The sequence below is a fragment of the Providencia heimbachae ATCC 35613 genome, from assembly GCF_001655055.1.
Lineage (GTDB): Bacteria > Pseudomonadota > Gammaproteobacteria > Enterobacterales > Enterobacteriaceae > Providencia > Providencia heimbachae.
Genome location: NZ_LXEW01000008.1, coordinates 30,498 through 52,572 on the forward strand (window position 1 = coordinate 30,498; position 22,075 = coordinate 52,572).

Consider the following 22,075-nt stretch of genomic DNA (forward strand, 5'->3'; position numbering starts at 1 on the left):
TTACCACGGTGTTTTCTTTTCCCATTCAGGATCAAAGCCAGCACAAGCATTCGCAACTTTTAAATAATCAGCGTAACTTTCCGCTAATAAAATAGGCGGAATATCTTTTAATTCGATATAACTTCTATTCCAAGTGCTTTGCTGGGATCCTTCGAAACTGAGTGTATATAGTACGGCGGGAATATTTTCTTCTGGCACATAACTGCCACTGAATTCGATGTAAACATAAAAGTCTAAGCTAGAGAAATGTTTATAATAATGACTAAAACTTCCACCGTCTTCAGCTTGTCCGCGCTGATAACCCATTTTGGTTAAAACGCTTCTTAAGGTGAAGGTATCTGTTAGCCAACCTTTGCGATCGTCGATTTCAGTCAGCATTAGCGCTAAATCAGGGATGTTATGCTCCATTTGTGAAAACAAAAATTTTATTTTGTAATCTTTAAAATGCGCAATCCATGCTTGGCTTTCCACCGGTGAAACTAACGCCGAATGAGCAAGTTTAATCGATGAATCAACACTGAGCGTGATTTCATCATCATCTAGGTTTAACAAACAACCGTCATCGGAAGGTCGGAATATATTAATAACTTTATCATCTTTTACTTCCATCCAAACTAATCGTTCAATTAAGCAACGCATAATTGGGTGAGCTTGAATATATTCTTGCCAGTCAGCAGTTGTCCAAAGACGCTCTGCGCACATGGCTTCATAAAGGCGAGCGGTTTGTAATTCGATAACTTGTTTCAGCTCTTTCTTACTTGAGGTGAGCAATTTTTTAGATTCTTTAATTTGTTCTTCATTATCTGTTTTACGGGCGGCAGGTAATGCTTTGATTTCTTTACCTTCCGGATTAAATAAAACTAACTTTTGCTGCGCATCCAACTTCGCAGTAAAGGTTCTTTCGCCATATTCCAGCACCAATGTACCGGTTTCATCCATACCTGCGGTTGGAATAGTACGGTCTGCTAGCTCATCTGAACTCCAACCATTTCGTTGAGCAATTTGAGTGACTAATCCACGCGCTTTTTCTTGCACGGATGCGGTACGATAACGGCGAGATAACGACAGCAGTAATTGGATAATTAAGGGGTCATTGCTTGTTGCTATCGCATCAATCATCGCTTCAATTTGGGCACGACGTTGGTAGTGATCACGCATATAATTACGCATTGCGCTTACGGCAATGTGCCCTTCGATGCCACAAATTAGTGCTAACATTCCTTTATCGCTGATTGCTGAACCTAAATAACGACGCAAAACTTCATTTTTAATCTCGTTAATAGTCTGCTCAAGCGTATAATTTTCATATTGTGCATAATATTCAGGCCAGCGTTTTAAACTATTTTGGTAGTTCACTAATCGCTGTGGTGCATTTTTTTCCGCTTCTGCCATTGCCTCTTCAAGTGATGGGCCGGCAGTATCTTGGGAAATAAAACTATTCAAAATGAAGCTGCCTAAATTTCTTTGGCTTTCTAGCGAAAGCAAACTTACATAACGCTGTAATAAACCATTTCCCGCAGGCATTTTTAATTTAACCGCAAGTACTATCCACCAGCGGATAATATCCGCATCTACTGGTTTTTTATTCTGCCATGTCAACGTTGGAATCGTGTCTAAATTAAGCCAAGCCATACTGGTAGGCGCTTTCGCTTTTAACCCCTTTTGTGCTTCAGTTAAAAGTACTTTTGGGGAAAGGTAAGCAGAAATATCTTCACCAAGCTGTTCCAATGCAGTTAATAATGCAGCACGAACAACTTCTCTTTTTTCTTTTATCAATAAAGCGTATAGCGGCTTTAATGATTCCGGGTGCTTAAGGCGCACCAGCCATTCTATCGCAGTGACACGAATTTCTTGTTTACCAGAATCTAACCCTTCAGCCGCATTAAGATGAATATTAGGTAGCGTTTCAAGTAGTTTTTGTGCACTCAGACGATGTGTCTTATTTTCCCCTAAAGCCAATTCCATAATACGCGGAATAAAGCGCGCCGGAATTGACGGTAACATTGCTAATACTTCGATAGCATTGGTTGCGTCATATTCCTGATATGAGTTTTGGACTTGCTGTTGAGGAATTAAACCTAATGCTTCGGCTAAGTAGTCCGGATTTTGCACAAAGAAAGGCCATATTTGCTCTTGATTTGGAAATAAACGCAAACCATCCGCATATGAACGTAAGCAAAAATCCGCAACCAACCGTTTCGGTTCTTTAAAATAACAGTGAGTTAATGCATCTTCAAGTTGGCGTAATTCCAATTGAGCCATAATTCGCGCAGGCACTTCACGAATAAGCTGATAATGAGACAAATGTTCAACATGACGGCGGTTATTGCTCATTAAGCGTAGTGCATGAAATAAAGTGAAATCTGGTAGATTGGTAATGCGCTCTTTGTATTTAGCGACATTATATTCGTCTTGAGTGATTATCTCTTTCCCAGAATTAAGCTTATTAAGGATCTTCCGGCAATCTTTCTCATTGAGCTTTTTAAATTCTTTATAATGTCGTTGCGACCAATTATAGGTGTGCTTCTGATTTTTATTTTCTTCAACTTCTCGCTCGGCGTTTTCTTTTGCTTTTTGCAGCATTTCATTGAAGTTATTCGCTAATATTTCTTCCGCACTTTGAGGTAGAGGCGTATCGTCAAGTCCAATAAAAGGCGGCAGCTCAGCGTCTTTAATTTCACTTGCCGTATCCATAACTTCAAATCGAGAAATGGCACTCTCTATACTTTTTAATACCGTTTTATTTGTTTCAACTTTTAAAGCTGCTTCAAGTATTTCCCTATCTTTTCCTATTCGAGCAAATAAATCAGCGGCTTGTGTGCGCTGTTTCGGTGTACCTTCAAGTAAAACTTGTGTTAAATATTTTTTTACTGACTCCGTTGGCAAAATAGCCATAATCGGTTCAGCCGCTGAACGTACAGTTTTTAGTGAGCTAGTTGCAAATAACACTAAAATATCTGCGAATGCGGTATACAATTCTTCATCGTTTTTCAAGTTATTCAGCAACTGGATTTGCCCTGCCGCCGATAAATTTTTAATTAATGTTTGTTTAATGAAATCCTGCTCAGCGAGTAAATAATCTTTCAATCCAGAAATAGCAAAGAAACGATTAAGATTATCGTAATGGTAATCAGATAAATTTTGCCTGTCGAAAATAGCATATAAAATTGTATTGGCAGGCTTATCGGTCTCTTGTTCAACAATTTGCGCAAGTAAATCAAAATTCCAATGATTACGATGTTCTAATTTAGTATCTCGAGTATTATCAAATGTTTTTGCGAATGCATCACCAAGTAAGTAAATCACCCATGACGGCAATTCTTGGGTAAAGACTTTAATATTAATATCTTGGCATGCTGCTGCCATCACTTTGGCAAATCTCGCGATTTGAGATGCAGTTATTTCTTCACCTACTTTTGAATACAATTTATGCCGTGCATTCATCCCTTGACGGATCACTTTGGTATAGGGGTTAGTATCAATACCATTACTTCCCCACCACCAATCTATCGTCCCCGGCTTATCCAGCAATTGAGCCGCTTTTTCATTATCTAATTGGCTCAGTTTTACCAGTATTTCCGGTGATTTCCCTGCTAATACATACTCCAATATCTCTTTAGGCAGCTTTTCATCAAATACAGAAAAAGGTAAAAGCGCTTCTTGAAGATATTTCTCCGCAACTTTAGATTCTTTTTTCCCAAAAATAGACAGCAAATTAAACATAATTTTAGCCATGACAGATCCCTGAATGTAGTTATATAACAACTTCTTACCATTTCTTTTTTATCGTCACAATTTGATTATTCTTAATCGAATTTTTTTAAGAAAGTCCTATTAATGTGTATTCAGATTTTAATTCTGATTATTCAAATCAACCTTATAAATACGGTTTTAATAAACCTTATTTTTGGTTAATAAATTTTAATTTCAGCATTTTATTTTTTTATTATTGGAAGGAGAACATTACAATTAACACCATTTTTTAACTGAATTGACTGATTGAATTTTTAGTCTTTTAGATTGGTATTATTCTGCTTTACTTATTTTCAGTACTTAAAAAAACGTTGACTAAACATATAGTCTAGTATTAGATTAAAAGTCTAATCGATAAGCAATTGGAGTAACTATGCCTAAATCTATTCTGTACCTTAATGCACCAGGACTTATCCCACCAAAGGGACATTACTCTCATTGTGTCACTGCAAATGGATTTGTCTTTATTTCAGGACAACTCCCTGTTGATCATGAAGGTAATCCAAGAGTTGATCTGCCCTTTCAGCAACAAGCGGAACTGGTACTTGAAAACGTTACCGCATGCTTAGATGCTGCTGGTATTGCCAAAAAACACTTAGTCCAGGTCCGTGTTTATATTTTAAATATGGATAATTGGAATAGTTTTAATCAGGTTTATGCACAATGGATTGGCGAATATCGTCCTGCTCGCGCTGTTGCAGGCGTTTCCGAACTTCATTTTGGTGCCGAACTTGAAATAGAAGTTACGGCTGTTTCAGCCTAAAGTTCCCTATTCTTTTTTGAGGTAATCAATGACAATTTTAACTTTACCCACTTATCAAGATATTCAAGCAGCGGCTAAGCGTATCGCTGGTTTAGCAAATAGAACACCGGTTATGACGTCGAGAACCGCCAATGAGGAATTTGGTGCTGAATTATTTTTTAAATGCGAAAACTTTCAACGAATGGGTGCATTTAAATTCAGAGGAGCATTAAACGCACTTGCACAATTTACGCCTGAGCAGAAAAAAGCAGGCGTCATTGCATTTTCCTCGGGGAATCATGCCCAAGGAATTGCACTTGCTGCACAAATTCTGAATATTCCTGCTACTATTTTGATGCCACTCGACGCACCGGAAGTAAAAGTTGCAGCAACAAAAGGTTATGGCGCAAATGTCATTACATTTGATCGTTACACTCAAGATAGAGAACAACTTTGCCAAGAACTCGCGCAGAAGCATGGATATACGCTGATCCCTCCATTCGATCATCCCCATATTATTGCAGGCCAAGGAACAGCTGCAAAAGAACTGATTGAAGAAGTTGGTGAACTTGATGCATTGTTTGTTTGCTTGGGGGGTGGCGGGTTATTATCAGGCTGTGCATTAGCAACTCGAGCATTATCCCCTAATTGCATGATATATGGTGTCGAACCCGAAGCCGGAAATGATGCACAACAGTCATTCCGCTCAGGAAAAATTGTGCATATTAATACACCGAAAACCATTGCTGATGGCGCACAAACTCAGCATCTCGGCCAATATACTTTTGCGATTATTCAGAAAAATGTTGATGATATTTTGACGGTCACTGATGAGCAACTTATTGATCGAATGAAATTTTATGCTGAGCGTATGAAGATAGTTGTTGAACCAACAGGTTGTCTTTCTTTCGCCGCAGCGTTGGCTCAAAAAGACAAATTAAAAGGTAAACGTGTTGGCATTATTGTCAGCGGAGGCAATGTTGATATTCAACATTTTGCGCAGTTAATATCTCGACCATAATGAATAAACTCACTGCTGTTTAACCTTAAAACACTCAGTGAGCTTTGCCTATGAGCCATAATAAAAATAGGTTAAAATTGCACAAAGCGAGCGATAAAACGGGGTTATTAATGTCAGTTTCAAAAGAAAATACACTACTTGCACAAATAGATACTATTGCTAAAGGGCTCAGTGAAACTTTAGCGCCATTTTGTGAGGTGGTAGTTCATGATCTTAAGAACCCCAAACATTCGATTTTATCTATTCATAATAACTTATCGGGTAGAAAAATTGGTGAGTCAACAACTGAGCTTGGATTAGCAAGAATTGATTCTGCAGATTTTCCGAGCATCATTTCAAATTACACCAATCAATTCTCTGATGGCCGCCCGGTAAAAAGTACATCTATTGGTATTAAAGATGACAATGGAAATTATGTTGCTGCACTTTGTTTAAATTTAGATATGACTTTATTTAGAGGCATGCAAAGCATGCTATCTCAATTTACCGAGGTCGGTACGAGCCCTATAAAAGAACATATAGAACCCAATGGGTCTGAAGCGATCCGTTTACGCATTGATCAATTCGCCGCTACCCTTGCCGCGACGCCACGAACATTAAAAGCAAGTGATAGAAAAACATTGATTGAGACCCTTCGAAATGAAGGATTATTAGATGTTAAAAAATCGATGGAAACAATTGCGCAGCACCTAGGTGTTTCTCGAGCGTCAGTTTATCTTTATGCCAAAAAAGAAAGTTAGTCTCATTAGCTTAAAAACGCCAAATAGCCTTTCCTTGCCAACATTCATCAAATAGTGATAAAAACATTCTAACTTTGGGGGGCAAATAACGTTTGGTAGGATAAAGCGCTAAAATCGGTAATTCAGGCGTTGAATAATTTGTCAATATAGGTACTAAGTGACCTTTAGCGATACTCTCGCCAACTAAAAACTCCCCCAATTGGCATATTCCTTGACCATCAAGTGCGGCATTAAGTATTGCTTCTGTATCGCTAAGCACTAAGCGCCCTTTAGCCCTATATAATTGCTGTCGTTGATCTACTCTGAATTGCCAAGGGACCATATTACCTCGATGCCGAAAAATAAGGGCTTTATGACTATCTAACTCACTTATGTTTTGTGGGATATTATATTTTTCGAGATATCTTACAGAAGCGCAGGTTATGAGCCGATGAGGCGCCAGTACCTTTCGGACTAATCGATTATCATCATTCCCTCCAATTCTAATTGCAACATCAAAACCTTCGCTGACAATGTCACAATAATCATCGGAAAAATCCACATCTACCTCAACATCAGACCAGCGTTGAAGATATTCTTGAACTAAGGGCATAATAAAGCGTCGTCCAAAAACAACTGGCACTGTAATACGCAGTAATCCTCTTGGTTTTATTTGCCCCTGGCTCAACGTATTTTCAATACTTTCAATTTCTAGCAGTATTCTTAAGGCTGCTTCATAAACAACTTGCCCTTCATCACTTAAACGGATGCTACGCGTAGTACGATGCAATAAACGAGCTTGAAGCCGACTCTCTAAGCGTGTAATACATTTTCCAACAGCTGAACGTGATATTTTCAATCTTTCAGATGAACGCGTAAAACTACCTGTTTCGACTACATCAGCAAGCACTTTCAAGTCAAACATGTTCTCTATAGCGAGAAGTGCAATATTAGACACGATTTATCCCCAATGATGCGACTAATGATGTATTTATCAATAATATTGTCCCATATATGATCCATACACAAGCTGAATTTCATTTGGAACATATATGTTATTAAATTTATCTATAAAAGTATCGACAACAGATAGACAACAATTTTGGGGCGCTGTTTTCACCATAACATTAGCGACCTTTATCGTCGTGACAACAGAAATGCTCCCTATTGGATTAATAACACCAATAGCATCACAATTTTTAGTCTCTAAAAGTGCCGTTGGATTATTAATGACTCTTCCCGCCATTACTGCGGCATTAAGTGCGCCTTTAATCATTTTATTTACTCGCTCCTTGAATAGAAAAATACTACTACTTTTTGCCGCTATCTTACTGATGATTTGTAATTTAATTGCGGCATCTACACCTCATTTCAATATCCTATTAATTAGTCGAATTTTTGTAGGAATATGCATTGGAATAATATGGGCGATTGCCGGTGGTATTGCATCTCGATTAGTTAAACCAAGTCGAATTAATATTGCAACCTCATTAATATTTGGTGGTGTTGCTGCAGCGTCTGTGATTGGCGTTCCATTGGGTGTTATGGTTAGCGAATGGCTCGGCTGGCGTAGTGCTTTTTTAGTCATGAGTGGGCTATCTTTTATATTAATTCTATTAATGTCCGTATTTTTACCTTCACTGCCTGTACTCTCAACACCAACGATAAAAGTATTTATTACTCAAATTAAGCGGCCAATTATATCAATTGGATTGCTTATTACTTTCCTTCTCGTCTCCGGGCACTTTGTTGCATTTACTTATGTACAGCCTTTATTGTCCACCATCCATATTTCTGGTGAGCAACTTGGCGCTATACTATTACTGTATGGATTAGCTGGGATCTTGGGCAATTTTATCTTTGGTATTAGCTCAGGTAAGCGCCTCACATTAACGCTATTGATTATTACTCTTGGTATTTTATTTACTCTATTCATCTTTAAGTTAATGCCACTAAATTTTTGGTTGAGTAGTATTAATATGATCTTATGGGGTTTCGCCTATGGTGGCGTGTCTGTGAGTCTCATGACATGGATGATAGTTCATAGTGCTAAAAATATAGAAATCACCAGCTCTCTCTATATTACTTTTTTCAATATGGGAATTGCTATTGGCTCAGCTCTAGGAAGTATTGCTGTATCATTTGATGGATTGAGTGCAAACTTATTGATCGCGATCTTGCTGATTTTAATGGTGCTAATCATTATTTTTATCAGTAAGATAATGATTAAAAATTAATTTTAATCAAATCAATATAAATCTAATTCGTTAATTTTAAATTAACGCCATATATGACAAAATTAGCAATGCTTACCCTTTTTTATTGCTAGCCTTTTGAATTCACTTATTGCGTAAATAGTGAAAATTTAAGAAAAATGGACTAAAAATGACAAATAAACCACAAATAACCCTTTTTTATGACACCTTTGGTATACCTGAAAACCCTGCAGTTGTTCTTATTCCCGGCCTAGGAGGACATAATATCAGTTGGGCTGAGGATTTTTGCCAACAAATTGCAAATGCAGGTTTTTATATCATCCGCGTTGATAACCGAGATGCGGGTTTATCAACACACTATGATGACTACCCAACTATTGATTTAGCTGAGCTTGCACAAAAAATGCAAAGCGGGGAAAGCATATCGTTCCCTTACACGCTATTTGATATGGCCGATGATGTCATTAATCTTCTTGATAAGTTATCCATTGAAAAAGCACATATTATTGGCCGTTCAATGGGCGGAATGATTTCTCAACTCATTGCGGCTAAATACCCAGAACAGGTAATAAGTTTATGCCCTATTATGTCATCAACAGGTAACCCTGCATTGCCACAGAGTGAACCTGATGTTATGCAAATGCTGATGAGCCCTGGCGCTAATCCAAAAGACAATTTAGACGGGTATTTAAGTGGTCAATTAGCCTTTTACCGCCGAATTAGCTCAACAAGCTGCGCATTTGCAGAAGAATATTACCGTGATTATATTTTAAAAGCCTTTGCCCGTAATTATTCACCTGAAGGGACAAAACGCCAAATTGTTGCAGTTGGTGTCACCGGTGATATGCGCCCTTATTTGAAAAGTATTACAGCACCCACTTTAGTTATTCATGGCTCGGTCGACCCACTATTTCCTTTAGCTGCCGGCCAAGATATTGCTAATAATATTCCTAATGCAAAAATTGATGTCGTTGACGGAATGGGCCATGAAACCCCTCCGGCACTGAATGCTGATATTGCGAATAAAATCATTATTCATTTATGTTCAGCAATGGCGTAATCTTAAAAATAAGTAATAACGCTATCCATACAATAGTAAAGAGCTAACCTCGTTTCAATATTAGCTCTTTACTGAATGGAAAAGGCTGTTATTGATTACAACCAACCCTGTTTTTTATGTTGCGCACAAATTGGGCATATCTTTGCGTCTGGTTCCCATGACAAAAAGGGTAAATTACAGCTGTGACATGACGAATCATAATACTGGTATGTAACCGGCTCACTATTTTTAGCCACATGAGCATGGACGTGAATAGATTTTGGAAAACAAACAACCTGACAACTCATACAACCAGTGCAACGTTTTTCATCTACACTAAATTGGTTATTTTCAATTTCAATTGCTTGCTCATCACAAACTTTCGCACAAGCTCCACATAAAATACAACTTGATGACTCTAACTCAATCTGAAACCAGCTATCTTCAGGATAAAACTGTTTTCTTGCATTTAATCCTGTTTTAACGCTACCTTTATTTAATGGTTTTTGATCTAGTTTTTGACGAAAAAGCATCATACGACGCCCACTATCAACCTCTAGTGGCTGAGTAATTAACAGTCGCCAGATAGGTTCTTGTAATGTTTTAAGTTTTAGATTTAAAGCCGCCAATGTTGGTAGCCATTTATCAACAAGAGGTTCCGCAATTTGTATACCTCGAATGCCATACTGCCTATGCCAAACAACCAACTCTTCTGCGTTTGCTAATGGCTCATCATGGCTTATAACTAGATAGTCATTCTGATAAGTGCGTTCATGGGGCACAATATTTTCAATTGCATCAACAGGGCAGGAAAATAAACAGTTACCGCATTGAAAACATAATTCATTATCAATTTTTGCATTCATGTGGGTAAATGAAACTGCATCTACAGGGCAGCTGGTAGCACAGTTATCGCAAATACTATTTTTTAGACGCTTTCTGACACACGAATCATTGATTAACGGCTCAGGAGGAAGATCTATATTCATAAAACGTCGCATAGTTCAACATCCCCGCTATTTGCCAAAATTAATTTCAAGTCACCAGCTAAGTATCTCAAAAAACAGTCTTATTCCGCAACCTGTGAATAATTATATTAACAGAAGCCACCCATTGCAAAGATGATTTAGGCTAAAGATATCATCATTAACCTCTTCTTATTTTTTCATCGAGTATATTGCGGCACATACCCTTGTTAATTTAACTTATAGTTAGATAATTACATATGGCATTAGTTTTATTAACTATCAATCATTGTTTTTTATTTAATTATTCTAATGCATAAGTTCAAATTCATTATTGATGCTGATTCAATGAAAGTAATTAGAACACCATTACCCTTCCTATAGTGAAAATAATTTATCATTAGCACTGTTTGCACAAAAAATTAAATAAGTGACAGACTGTATCACTCATTTATTTGAAAAATAATTTGGCCATATCATTAATAAATCAGGGGCTTATATTAAAAATTTTATTTTAAATGATAATGATTGTTAATTAAAAAACCATATTGCGATATGTTAATTTTTATATATTGAATGACACGTAAATATATAAATAAAATTTTATTGTCTATTTAAAAATTTCAAATTTAAAATAAAAATATATTTAATGTCAATATTTACACATCTAACAGTAGGTATTAACCCTCTGATTGATTGCAGTCAATATATGAATTATCAATACGTATAATTATATATATAACAATAACTATTAAGAGCAATGTCACTATGGCTAATAATTTAACAAAAGTACTGTCTTATAATCTCAGTCGGCGCGATTTAGTTAAAAACACCTCAAAAATAGGCGCAACGGTTGCTTTAACCAGTGCAATCCCCCTACCATTTTCAGCAGCAGCAACCACTGATGTAAAGAATCTTGAATCAGCAACAGCAATAGAACAAATTCAACACAGTGCCTGTTTAGTTAACTGTGGTAGTCGTTGCCCATTAAAAGTTATCGTTAAAGATGATGTTATTCAACGCATTGAACCTGAATCTGCAACCAACGAGTCTGTATTTGGACAACACCAAATTCGTCCTTGCTTACGAGGCCGTTCAAGTCGCTGGCGTGTCTATAGCCCTGATAGATTGAAATACCCTCTAAAAAGAGTTGGCAAACGAGGTGAAGGTAAATTTGAACGCATTACTTGGGATGAGGCCAATAAATATATTGCGGATGAATTGCAAAGAATAATAGCTAAGTATGGTAACGAATCTGTTTATTATAATTACCAATCTGGTGCTTATTATCATAACCAAGGCACCACGGCATGGAAACGCCTACTTAATTTAGCGGGAGGGTATTTACGTTATTATAACACTTACTCTACCGCGCAAATATCTGTCGCAACCCCCTACACTTACGGAGAATACACCGCCAGCCATTTCGACCAAGTTAGGCATTCAGATCTCGTCGTCTTTTTTGGTATGAATTTATCAGAAACTCGGATGTCAGGAGGCGGTCAAGTTGAAGAATTAAGGCGTGCACTTGAAGACTCTCAAGCTCAAGTGGTCATCATCGACCCTCGTTATACAGACTCTGTAGTGACTGAACATGCCGAATGGCTTCCAATACGTCCCACAACAGATGCTGCATTAGTTTCAGGAATTGCTTGGACATTAATTAATGAAAACTTAATTGATGAAGCGATGATCAACCAATATTGTGTTGGTTTTGACAATAGTACCCTTCCTTCTTCTGCGGCCTCAAACGCGAGTTATAAAGATTATATTTTAGGTACAGGCGAAGATAACGCAGAAAAAACACCTGAATGGGCCGAGTCAATAACCGGCATACCTGCGACACGAATTCGTCAATTAGCAAGACAAATCGCCAACGCAAAAGCCTGTTATATTGCTCAAGGTTGGGGACCTCAACGCCATGCGAATGGTGAACAGTCTGTTCGTGCCATCAATACACTACCCTTATTAACGGGTCACTTTGGCCTTGCTGGTACAAATACCGGTAACTGGCCATATGCCACTAAATACGGTGTGCCTAGTTTGCCTGATGGTGAAAACCCAGTAAAAACTGCCATCCCTTGCTATCTATGGACCGATGCAATCATTAATCCTGAAATCATTACCGATAAAACCCATGGTTTGCGTGGGAAAGAAAAACTGGATGTTGGGATTAAATGCATTGTTAACCAAGCGGGTAATACCCTTATTAATCAACATGGTGATATCAACCGCACCGCTAAAATTCTCGAAGATGAAAAACAGTGTGAATTTATATTGGTGATCGATAATCATATGACGGCAAGCGCTAAATTTGCAGATATCTTACTTCCTGAAACTAGCTACTTAGAAGCACAGGATTTAGTTGATAACTCATACGCTTCAGGCTCTAATCACTATATGATCGCAATGAAGCCCGTAGTCACACCGATGTGGGAAGTGCGCAGTACTTATGATATTTGTGCGGATATTGCAGATCATTTTGGCTTTAAAGAGGCTTATACAGAAGGGCGTAGCCAAAGCCAATGGATTGAAAAACATTATGGTGAAGTGAAAGCAAAACGCCCTTACCTACCTGATTGGTCAATTGCGCAAAATATGGGGATTGTTGATCAACAAAAAGCCACCGAACAACAAAGTATCGCTTTAGCTGAATTTCGCCAAAATCCAGCAGCCAACCCGTTGAAAACGCCTTCAGGTAAAGCTGAAATTTATTCCGAAGCCTTAGATACTTTATCCCGTACATGGATTTTACCGGAAGGCGACAAAATCACCGCATTACCTGAATTTTGCATTGCAAAAGAGTCTCACCTTGATACCGCCCTAAATGGCAAATATCCGCTACAACTCAGTGGATTCCACACTAAAGGGCATACGCATTCAACGTATTCAAATGTTCCTCAACTACAAGAAGCTGTTCCCGATGAAATCTGGATGAACCCAATTGATGCAAGTGAACGAGGGATCAGTAATGGCACTCTCGTGCACGTTTTCAATGACCGTGGTGTTGTCGAAATACCTTGTAAAGTGACCAACCGCATTATTCCGGGTGTTGTTGCTATGCCGGAAGGCGGTTGGACCAAAAAAGATGAAAATGGTGTTGATGTCGGAGGTTGTATTAATACGCTCACCTCACACAACTTATCGCCGCTCGCAAAAGGCAATCCACAGCACACCAATCTTGTCGAAGTTCGCAAGGCTTAAGGAGTAGAACACTATGACACAGTACGGATTTTATGTAGATTCATCACGCTGCTCTGGTTGTAAAACTTGCCAAGTGAGCTGTAAAGATAAGAATGAACTTGATGTAGGCCCTAAATTTCGCCGCGTATATGAATATGGTGGCGGTAGTTGGGTTAAATCAGGTAATGGTTGGCTAAATAATACCTATACCTATTATCTGTCAATCGCATGTAACCATTGTGATGACCCAACTTGTGTTAAAGGTTGCCCAACGGGTGCGATGCATAAACGTGAACAAGACGGTTTAGTGGTTGTTAATCAAGATATTTGTGTAGGCTGCCGTTATTGCGAGCTACGTTGCCCCTATGGAGCTCCACAGTTTGACGAGAAAAAACAGCTTATGACGAAATGTGATGGCTGCTTTGATCGCGTTGAAAAAGGGTTGCAACCAACTTGTGTTGAATCTTGCCCTCAACGCGCTTTAGATTTCGGCCCTATTGATGAACTTCGTCAGCGTTATGGCTCAGAAAATGCCATAGCCCCACTACCAGACCCAAGCCTCACTCGACCCAATCTTATTGTTAAACCGCATCCATCTGCTCGACCAACGGGTGACAAAGAGGGTGCAGTGATGAACCCTAAGGAGATTTAAATTATGCATGAATTACCATTAGTCTTCTTTACGGTTCTTGGACAAAGTGCCGTTGGTGCCTTTATTCTTCTTTTATTATTTTCGCCTTACAACGGAAAACAACTCGGAGGGCGCTTATTTACGACCCTTTGTTTATTTGGTATCGGCCTGATTATCGGTGTATTCCATATGGGGCAATTATTACGTGCCATAAATTTATTATTTGGCGTCGGACGTTCTCCAATGAGTAATGAAATTGCCCTCTCCGCTTTATTTGGCGCTTTCGGTGCCATTTCCGCGCTTGGCTTACTCAGCGGTAAAGGAAGCGCTCAGTTATTTAAGATCTTCGGATGGATTGCGGCTCTTATGGGGATCGGCTTTGTGGCGGCTATCCCGGCGGTTTATCAACTCGATACCGTCGCAGGCTGGAAAACCGAATATACTTGGGTCGTTATGTTGTTGACCGTATTCACTGGCGGCGGATTAATTGCGGCAGCACTCGGCGCAGGAAGAAAAGCATTATGGATAGCGGTCATCGGAATAGTTGCAAGCTTATTGATCCGCCCAAGCTATTTAGCGGTACTTTGGCGAGCTGACAATGTGTTGACCTCAGAGCAAACGTTGTGGTTTGGCTTTCAATTAATCCTCATGCTTGCAGCCTTGCTCGTTGCATTATTTGTTTTATTCAAACGACTTCCTCGTAATTGGGTATACGCATCCGCTGCCTCGATTATTGTTGCGGAATTACTCGGCCGCGTCGCCTTTTATAACATGTGGGCAATGACAATGTAGTCTTTAAATCACTTGATAATAAACACGAAAACGCCATTACAGTTAATGGTGTTTTTTCTTATTAACTCAGCGAGATACGCAAGTGTTATCTTTTTTTTATAACCAGATCGCACGACATACAAGTACACTGACGAGCTTGATTATTCCATTTGTAAATCAATTTATTCGCTATTATTCCCACAAATAGAACAATATGATAATTATCTTAAATTATTTAGCGTTATAATATCTACAGTAGCAATTATTGAATCTACAATATTTTCTATCTGCCACATTCTCCTTCCACATTAAAATAAGGCTTGTATATGAATAATTTCGAGTTCTACAATCCAACCCGTATCGTTTTTGGTGAAGGTAAAATCGCTGAATTAAACAGACTTATTCCAGAAAATGCCAAAGTTCTTATTCTTTTTGGTGGTGAAAGTGCTCGTAAATCAGGTACGTTAGATGAAGTTGAGCGCGCTCTTGGAAGTCGTAAAATTGGGCTTTTTGGTGGTATTGAAGCTAACCCTCGCTATGAAACTTTGGTTAAAGCCGTCGATAAAATTGAAAGTGAAGGATTTGATTTTTTACTTGCTGTAGGTGGTGGTTCTGTTATTGACGGTACTAAATTTGTTGCAGCAGCGGTTAATTATCCAGGCGATAGATGGGAAGTCGTTACCAGTGGTGGTTCAACTATTAATAAAGCACTTCCTTTCGGTACCGTACTCACTTTGCCTGCTACTGGCTCAGAAATGAATAAAGGCTCAGTGATCACACGTGAAGAGTTGCACTCTAAATTGGCATTTATGAGTGACAAGGTTTTCCCTAAATTTTCAATTTTAGATCCTGTGAAAACTTATACTCTGCCTCCTCGCCAAATCAGCAATGGTGTCGTAGATGCCTTCGTCCATATTATAGAACAATATTTAACCTATCCCGTTAATGCGAATGTACAAGATGTTTTTGCTGAGGGTTTGCTCAAAACATTAATAGATATCGGCCCTAAAGCATTAGAAGCGCCTGAGAATTATGACATTCGTGCCAACCTTATGTGGACAGCAACCTTAGCGTTAAATGGCTTAATTGGTGCGGGTGTGCCACAAGACTGGTCAACACATATGCTAGGTCATGAAATTACAGTGCTATACGGTTTAGATCACGCACAAACATTAGCCGTTATATTGCCATCAATGTTGATTGAAAAATTACCACAAAAGCAAGCTAAGCTAGCGCAATATGCAGAGCAAGTTTGGGGTATTCATGAAGGCACTGAGAAAGAAAAAGCACTTAAAGCCATTGAGCTGACTCGCAAATTTTTTGAAGAAATGCAAGTTAAAACAAGATTAACTGATTATAATTTAAGCCAAGATGTTATCGAGCCTTTAGTTAAAAGTTTAGAAGCTCATAATATGATTAAATTAGGTGAACATCAGGATATTACCCTTGAGGTTAGTCGCCGCGTTTATATCGCTTCACTATAACTATTCAGTAAATTTTTCACCTTTTTCTAATACGTTAGCGTGCTACTTTATTTTTAAGTAACACGCTAATTAACGTGAATGAATAAACTACTTGTTGAGCCTTTTATTATTTATTAAATGGTACTCTTCTTACCAAAAAATAGAGCAACAATGCGGCGCAAAAAGACATGACAATATTAAATGTTAAACTCAAACTTATCGCCGTTCTCAATTTTTCGAATATATTTGTGCTCGAAAAGTACAATAAACCATATTGAAGAATAACAGACACTGCCGTTGCCCCCATAGCCGCGCCAACTTGTTGTAAAGTTGCTGTAAATCCTGAAGCCATTCCCATTAAATCTACGTGAACTTTTGATAACACCAAATTTAGCAATGGCGTCATTACCATTCCTTGGGTAAATCCAATAATCAACAATAAAGGCATGAATAGATAAATGTTTATTTCAAGAGTAATAACCAGCAAAAAAATAATTAATAAACAGTAGCTTACCCCATATAATATTGCACCTAAAAATAAGGTTTTATCGCCATAACGATTAATCCACCGAGGAGTCATGAATGATGATAAAACAAAACCAATACTTGCTGGAACAAAGACCAAGCCTGATGCTAACGGTGTTAGCCCTAATCCATTTTGCAACAGTATGGATAACAATAAAGGAAAAGCTGATGATGTCGCATAAATACACATAACAACAAATAAGCCGATGACGAATGCTGAATTTAATAAAATTTTCATACTAAAGAGTGGCATTTTACCTATTCTTTCTAGATGATTTTCATAATAGACAAATATACCAAGCAATAGCCCTCCTGTTACAAACAAGCCGGAGCTAATAAGTCCCCATCCCCAAACGGGTAACATCAAAAATGGCACTAACACACTACCAATTCCTAAACTGGATAATACGACGCCCCACCAATCAAGGTTAAGTTTGATTTTTTTTCCTTCACTTAAAAAATGCGAGAGTATTAAAGCAAGGACTCCAATCGGAATATTGATTAAAAAAATCACTCTCCAGCTCATTCCAAATAAATTAAGTGTGATAAGTCCACCGCCTAATGCTTGACCCGCTATTGCAGCAAGGCCTAATGTCATGCCTAGATAGCCAAACGCTTTTTTAGCTTGTAATTCATTAAAGTTAATTCGAATACTTGAATAAACTTGAGGAAAAAGGATCGCTGAAGATAACCCCTGAATAAAACGAGCGATGACTAATAAAGTTGCCGTTGGTGCAACCGCACAAAGTGCAGAAGAAATAATAAAAAATAGCATCCCCACTCGGTACAACATTCTCTTACCAAAAATATCCCCTAGCCTTCCTCCTGTAATAAGAAGCAAGCCAAAAGCGAGTTCATATCCTACGATAATCAACGTAAGCTCGGTAAGATTGGCATTCAATGACCTTTCAATACTAATAATTGCGACGTTAACCACAAATAAATCAAAAATAGTGACAAACCCGGCCAGTAATAATACAAATAGCGAAATTCGTTGATGTTTATTCATTTTATTCTCATTTAGACAGACTCATAAATGAGGACTATAATGATTAATTATTCTGATACAATTTAACTATTTATACTATTACTAAAAGCAATAGACTATGAAAGAGAGACAACGAACTCGCCCCGAACTCGCTGATTTTTTAAAGCGTAAGCGTGAAAGTTTATCCCCTGAGCTGTTGGGATTACCAAGAACAACTCGCAGAAGAACGCCAGGGCTTAGGCGTGAAGAGGTTGCAACGCTAGCAGGCGTTGGTTTAACTTGGTATACATGGTTAGAACAAGGTCGAGAAATTGGCGTATCTTCACAATTCCTCGATAGCCTTTCCGCTGTATTACAATTAAATAATGCCGAACGTCAGCATCTTTATTTATTAACTCAAAACAGAGAACCTTCGAGTACAGGAAGTACTGAGTACTCTGTTCCCTCCATAATCTTACAGATGATTAACGATTTTCCTGATGATTATCTTTGTTATGTTTTAAATCTGCATTGGGATATATTGGCTTATAACGCGCAAGCAGATACCTATTTCCATTTTTCAAAAACAGAAGCTTATTGCTGTAATTTTCTCTATTTATTGTTTATTGATGACCGTTATCAAGAATTATTTACTGACTGGACATTAGTTGCTCAGCAATTACTGGCGAGTTTTAGGCGTGATTATGCCCGCACTAAAAACGACCCAAATATTAAAAAGCTGATCAAAAACTTATGTGCGCAGTCCGAATTTTTTAACGATTTATGGAACAAATATGAAATTTACCAACCTTGTACTGGCGTTCGCGAAATAAGTTATCACGGAAAAATAAGTACATATAACTACAGCTCTCTTACTTTTGATATTGAAAAAGGTAATCGACTGCTGGTTTATATCCCAGTGAAAAACAAAGAAAAATAAGGCTAGCACATAACTCTAAATAGTGGACAGCGGTAGCTCATTGCCAGATTTTTAATGGCTAATGGGACATTAGCATGAGTAAAATATTGTATTTATTCTTGTGACCTATAACTTATTTATTGCTGCATTAAATTTATGTACTTTATAGTCTCTATACCCAAAATATTTATATAACAACTATTATAATCTTAGGTCGTCGCTATGTGGTCAAAATCCAATATCTCAAATATCGCATTGTTAGCCTCGTCATTGCTGTTAACCATTGGGCGTGGCGCAACCCTGCCCTTTATGGCAATTTACTTAACACGTGAATATGGCATGGCAATTGATATTGTTGGAATAGCAATGACCATCGCCTTGACGGTCGGTATTTTATTTAGCATGGGTTTTGGTATATTAGCCGATCGTGTTGACAAAAAGCGCTGCATGCTTTTAGCGATTATTGCATTTATTTGTGGCTTTATTGCTATCCCTTTAATGGATAATGCCATATTAGTTGTAATATTTTTCTCTTTAATTAACTGCGCTTATTCTGTCTTTTCGACGGTGCTTAAAGGTTATTTTGCCGACACTTTGTCCTTATCGCTTAAAGCAAAAATATTCTCTCTCAATTATACATTTATTAATATAGGTTGGACTATCGGGCCACCGCTTGGTACTTGGCTATTAATGTATAGCGTTAATTTGCCTTTTTGGCTTGCTGCCATTTCAGCATCTTTACCGATCTTTTTTATTCAACGCTTTGTTCAAAGTATCAAGCCTAAACAATATGAAGAAGGTAAATCTGTAGCATGGAACCCTGCTGCTATGCTACATGACCGAACATTGGCATGGTTCATCTTATCAACTTTTCTTGGTTCCTTAGTCTTCGGTACTTTTATCACATGGATCTCTCAGTATGTCATTACAGTTGCAAACAGTGATTTTGCACAAGCGGTAATTGGTGTTGTTCTACCTGTTAATGCAATTGTTGTCGTAACATTACAATATACCGTCGGTAAGCGCATCACTCCTGATAATTTAAAAAAACTAATGACCCTTGGCAGCTTCTTTTTTATTATCAGTTTGGCTGTATTTATGAATGCGGGTGATAACCTATATTTATGGGCGCTAGCTTCGTTTATTTTCACATTAGGTGAACTAATTTATGCGCCTGGAGAATATATGTTGATCGACAGTATTGCGCCAGAAGGTATGAAATCAAGTTATTTTTCAGCTCAAGCTCTTGGATTGCTTGGGGGTGCATTTAATCCTATGCTAACCGGATTTGTACTAACCACTTTACCGCCTTATTCCCTATTTATTATCCTAATGTTCATTACCGTTCTTGCTTGGCTAAGTATGCTTAATGGGATGCGAATTAAGCAAAATACCAGCAAATAGAAAAGAATGACAAAATAATTTAGCGTCTACTTCAAGGCTGTGACTTTTAATGTTTCACCTAATATTTTAATTGCATTTCGTCTTCTGGCAATTAACGGTAATGCATAGTTAATTCTTAAATGATTCGGGAAACATCCACCAGTAGAAAAATGCTCTCCAGTCAACACCGTAACTTTATTTCGATGAAGTATATCCTGCAATTTACTATTATTAACAGGTAGATGCTCGACCCATAAAGAAAATCCACCTTTAGGTCTTGATATCCGAGTATTAGCAGGAAAATGGCTTTCCACCAACTCCTTATATTGACATTGAAGCTCACTATAATGTTGGCGCATTCGGCGTAAATGCAGAAAATAGTGCCCTTCTTTTAGAAAATTAGCCATAACTTGTTGCATAAATATCTCACCAGAGCAGTGTGATAAATATTTCAAATGTAGAACTTTTTCTTTGTATTTACCGGGTATAATCCATCCAGTTCTCGTTCCTGGCGCCACTGTTTTTGAAAATGAGCTACATAAAATAACATGACCATCATTATCGAATGACTGAATCGTTGAAGGTTTTGGATATTCATATGCTAGGCCTGCTAGGCAATCATTCTCAATCACTGTGCCATTATGTTTTACCACAATTTCCAGCAGTCTCTTTTTATGGCTATCAGGCATAATACAACCCATTGGGTTATTACATGTTGGCGTCACAACCACTGCTTTAACTTTCCAACATTCAAACGCTTCCTCGAGCCTATCGAGGTTTATACCTGTTTCTGGATCCGTTGGCACCTCTATAATCTTGCGCCCTAATCCATATAACGTTTGCAAAAGCCCCGGAAATGCAGGCGACTCAACCGCCACAACATCATTTCCCTGAGTACAGGCTTGTAAAGCAATCGCAATTGATTGATGTCCACTGGTTGTCGTCACAATATCATCAGGAGTGAATAATTGACGATGGTCTGAAATAAGATGAATTTGCTCACGTAATGCCTCTAAGCCTTGAAGACTATCATATTCCAACGTTAGCGAGTTTTTACGGCGTGTCACCATACTCATTTCTTGCCAGAGAGGCTCTAAGCTCTTATCTTCAATATTTGGTACCGCACATGATAGCGATGTCACTCCATGGCGCTCCGCAACGCGAAGAAAATCCATTGTTGGCGTCCATTGGGCGATTTGAACGGGTTTTTGTATATAATTGGCCACTTTGGGCAGTAGAGCCTCCGTTTTTTGTGGGATCACAAAATAACCGGATTTAGGCACAGCATAAATCAACTGCATTCTTTCTAATTCACGATAAGCAAGCTGTGCCGTAGTGATACTTACATCATGAGAACGACCAATGTCCCTCACCGAAGGCAATTTTTCCCCACCAAGAAACTCACCCTTGCTGATTTTATTTTGCAGTATTTGCGCAATATTTTTATACAGTAACACTGTTTAAGCCCCTAACATTTTCCCTGTATCTGTAATGTAATACAAAAGGCACTGTATTTGATCTGTATTTTGTAAAAAAAACCATCTGTCACTTTTTTATAGTTTTCGCCTATGTAATCCTAATTTAAATATTAATGCTTATAGGATTACTTATGGAATATGAAAAAAACATAAGCGGTAAACTTTACCCTAAATTTATCTTATCCCAATCTTTTATTTGGATAATCAAAAAAATTGTTTTTTTGATTAAAAGAAAATACCATGAAAAATATAAAGGTCAGGAAATTTAATCTATTATTTCGAAGGCTATTTATCTATCCG

16 protein-coding genes are annotated in these 22,075 nt (G+C 38.0%); 11 read left to right on the top strand and 5 right to left on the bottom strand.

Annotated elements, in window-relative coordinates:
• The gene (locus M998_RS01360; RefSeq protein WP_068907196.1) at nucleotides 1–3,735 is read right to left on the bottom strand and encodes a DUF4132 domain-containing protein; all 3,735 of its coding nucleotides are present in this window, start codon (nucleotides 3,733–3,735) and stop codon (nucleotides 1–3) included.
• Between the two features lie 391 nt (nucleotides 3,736–4,126).
• On the opposite strand from M998_RS01360, the gene M998_RS01365 reads away from it, so the two are divergent.
• The 3 genes from M998_RS01365 to M998_RS01375 all read left to right on the top strand — a co-directional run bounded on the left by M998_RS01365 (nucleotide 4,127) and on the right by M998_RS01375 (nucleotide 6,256).
• Nucleotides 4,127–4,516, top strand: coding sequence for a RidA family protein (locus M998_RS01365; protein ID WP_068907197.1), 390 nt, complete (start codon nucleotides 4,127–4,129; stop codon nucleotides 4,514–4,516).
• A 28-nt stretch (nucleotides 4,517–4,544) separates the two neighbouring features.
• A complete protein-coding gene (locus tag M998_RS01370; RefSeq protein ID WP_068443848.1) occupies nucleotides 4,545–5,516 on the top strand; it encodes a threo-3-hydroxy-L-aspartate ammonia-lyase in 972 nt (323 codons plus the stop codon).
• Nucleotides 5,517–5,626: 110 nt separating this feature from the next.
• On the top strand, nucleotides 5,627–6,256 hold the full coding sequence (locus M998_RS01375; RefSeq protein ID WP_068443845.1) for a helix-turn-helix transcriptional regulator: 630 nt from the start codon (nucleotides 5,627–5,629) through the stop codon (nucleotides 6,254–6,256).
• Between the two features lie 10 nt (nucleotides 6,257–6,266).
• Here M998_RS01375 and M998_RS01380 read toward each other — a convergent pair whose 3' ends face one another.
• Nucleotides 6,267–7,193, bottom strand: coding sequence for a LysR family transcriptional regulator (locus M998_RS01380; RefSeq protein WP_231906726.1), 927 nt, complete (start codon nucleotides 7,191–7,193; stop codon nucleotides 6,267–6,269).
• A gap of 94 nt (nucleotides 7,194–7,287) precedes the next feature.
• Here M998_RS01380 and M998_RS01385 point away from each other — a divergent pair, with 94 nt between their 5' ends.
• Both M998_RS01385 and M998_RS01390 read left to right on the top strand, forming a co-directional pair.
• Nucleotides 7,288–8,472, top strand: a complete 1,185-nt coding sequence (locus tag M998_RS01385) for an MFS transporter (RefSeq protein ID WP_068907198.1) — start codon at nucleotides 7,288–7,290, stop codon at nucleotides 8,470–8,472.
• Nucleotides 8,473–8,620: 148 nt separating this feature from the next.
• Entirely contained in the window at nucleotides 8,621–9,511 is an 891-nt protein-coding gene (locus M998_RS01390) for an alpha/beta fold hydrolase (protein WP_068907199.1), read from the top strand.
• Between the two features lie 95 nt (nucleotides 9,512–9,606).
• Here M998_RS01390 and M998_RS01395 read toward each other — a convergent pair whose 3' ends face one another.
• Nucleotides 9,607–10,491, bottom strand: coding sequence for a 4Fe-4S binding protein (locus M998_RS01395; protein ID WP_068907200.1), 885 nt, complete (start codon nucleotides 10,489–10,491; stop codon nucleotides 9,607–9,609).
• Between the two features lie 732 nt (nucleotides 10,492–11,223).
• Here M998_RS01395 and M998_RS01400 point away from each other — a divergent pair.
• The 4 genes from M998_RS01400 (at nucleotide 11,224) to M998_RS01415 (ending at nucleotide 16,524) form a co-directional block, all read left to right on the top strand.
• Nucleotides 11,224–13,659 (top strand): DMSO/selenate family reductase complex A subunit, encoded by a 2,436-nt coding sequence (locus tag M998_RS01400; RefSeq protein WP_068907201.1) that lies wholly within the window; start codon nucleotides 11,224–11,226, stop codon nucleotides 13,657–13,659.
• A 13-nt stretch (nucleotides 13,660–13,672) separates the two neighbouring features.
• Nucleotides 13,673–14,290 (top strand): DMSO/selenate family reductase complex B subunit, encoded by a 618-nt coding sequence (locus M998_RS01405; RefSeq protein ID WP_068907202.1) that lies wholly within the window; start codon nucleotides 13,673–13,675, stop codon nucleotides 14,288–14,290.
• 3 nt (nucleotides 14,291–14,293) lie between these two features.
• Nucleotides 14,294–15,061: a dimethyl sulfoxide reductase anchor subunit family protein gene (locus tag M998_RS01410; RefSeq protein WP_068907203.1), complete on the top strand. Its 768-nt coding sequence runs from the start codon at nucleotides 14,294–14,296 to the stop codon at nucleotides 15,059–15,061.
• A gap of 305 nt (nucleotides 15,062–15,366) precedes the next feature.
• Nucleotides 15,367–16,524, top strand: coding sequence for an iron-containing alcohol dehydrogenase (locus M998_RS01415; RefSeq protein ID WP_068443824.1), 1,158 nt, complete (start codon nucleotides 15,367–15,369; stop codon nucleotides 16,522–16,524).
• Nucleotides 16,525–16,630: 106 nt separating this feature from the next.
• On the opposite strand, the gene M998_RS01420 is transcribed toward M998_RS01415, so the two are convergent.
• A complete protein-coding gene (locus tag M998_RS01420; RefSeq protein ID WP_068907204.1) occupies nucleotides 16,631–18,037 on the bottom strand; it encodes an MFS transporter in 1,407 nt (468 codons plus the stop codon).
• Nucleotides 18,038–18,134: 97 nt separating this feature from the next.
• Between M998_RS01420 and M998_RS01425 the strand changes: the two genes are divergently transcribed.
• Nucleotides 18,135–18,935, top strand: a complete 801-nt coding sequence (locus M998_RS01425) for a helix-turn-helix transcriptional regulator (RefSeq protein WP_068907205.1) — start codon at nucleotides 18,135–18,137, stop codon at nucleotides 18,933–18,935.
• A 201-nt stretch (nucleotides 18,936–19,136) separates the two neighbouring features.
• Nucleotides 19,137–20,318: an efflux MFS transporter YdeE gene (gene ydeE / locus M998_RS01430; protein WP_068443816.1), complete on the top strand. Its 1,182-nt coding sequence runs from the start codon at nucleotides 19,137–19,139 to the stop codon at nucleotides 20,316–20,318.
• Between the two features lie 26 nt (nucleotides 20,319–20,344).
• Here the strand turns inward: ydeE and M998_RS01435 are convergent, their stop codons facing one another.
• Nucleotides 20,345–21,754 carry an aminotransferase-like domain-containing protein gene (locus M998_RS01435; protein ID WP_068907206.1) on the bottom strand — a complete coding sequence of 470 codons (1,410 nt, stop codon included), beginning with the start codon at nucleotides 21,752–21,754 and terminating at the stop codon, nucleotides 20,345–20,347.
• Between the last annotated feature and the right edge of the window lie 321 nt (nucleotides 21,755–22,075).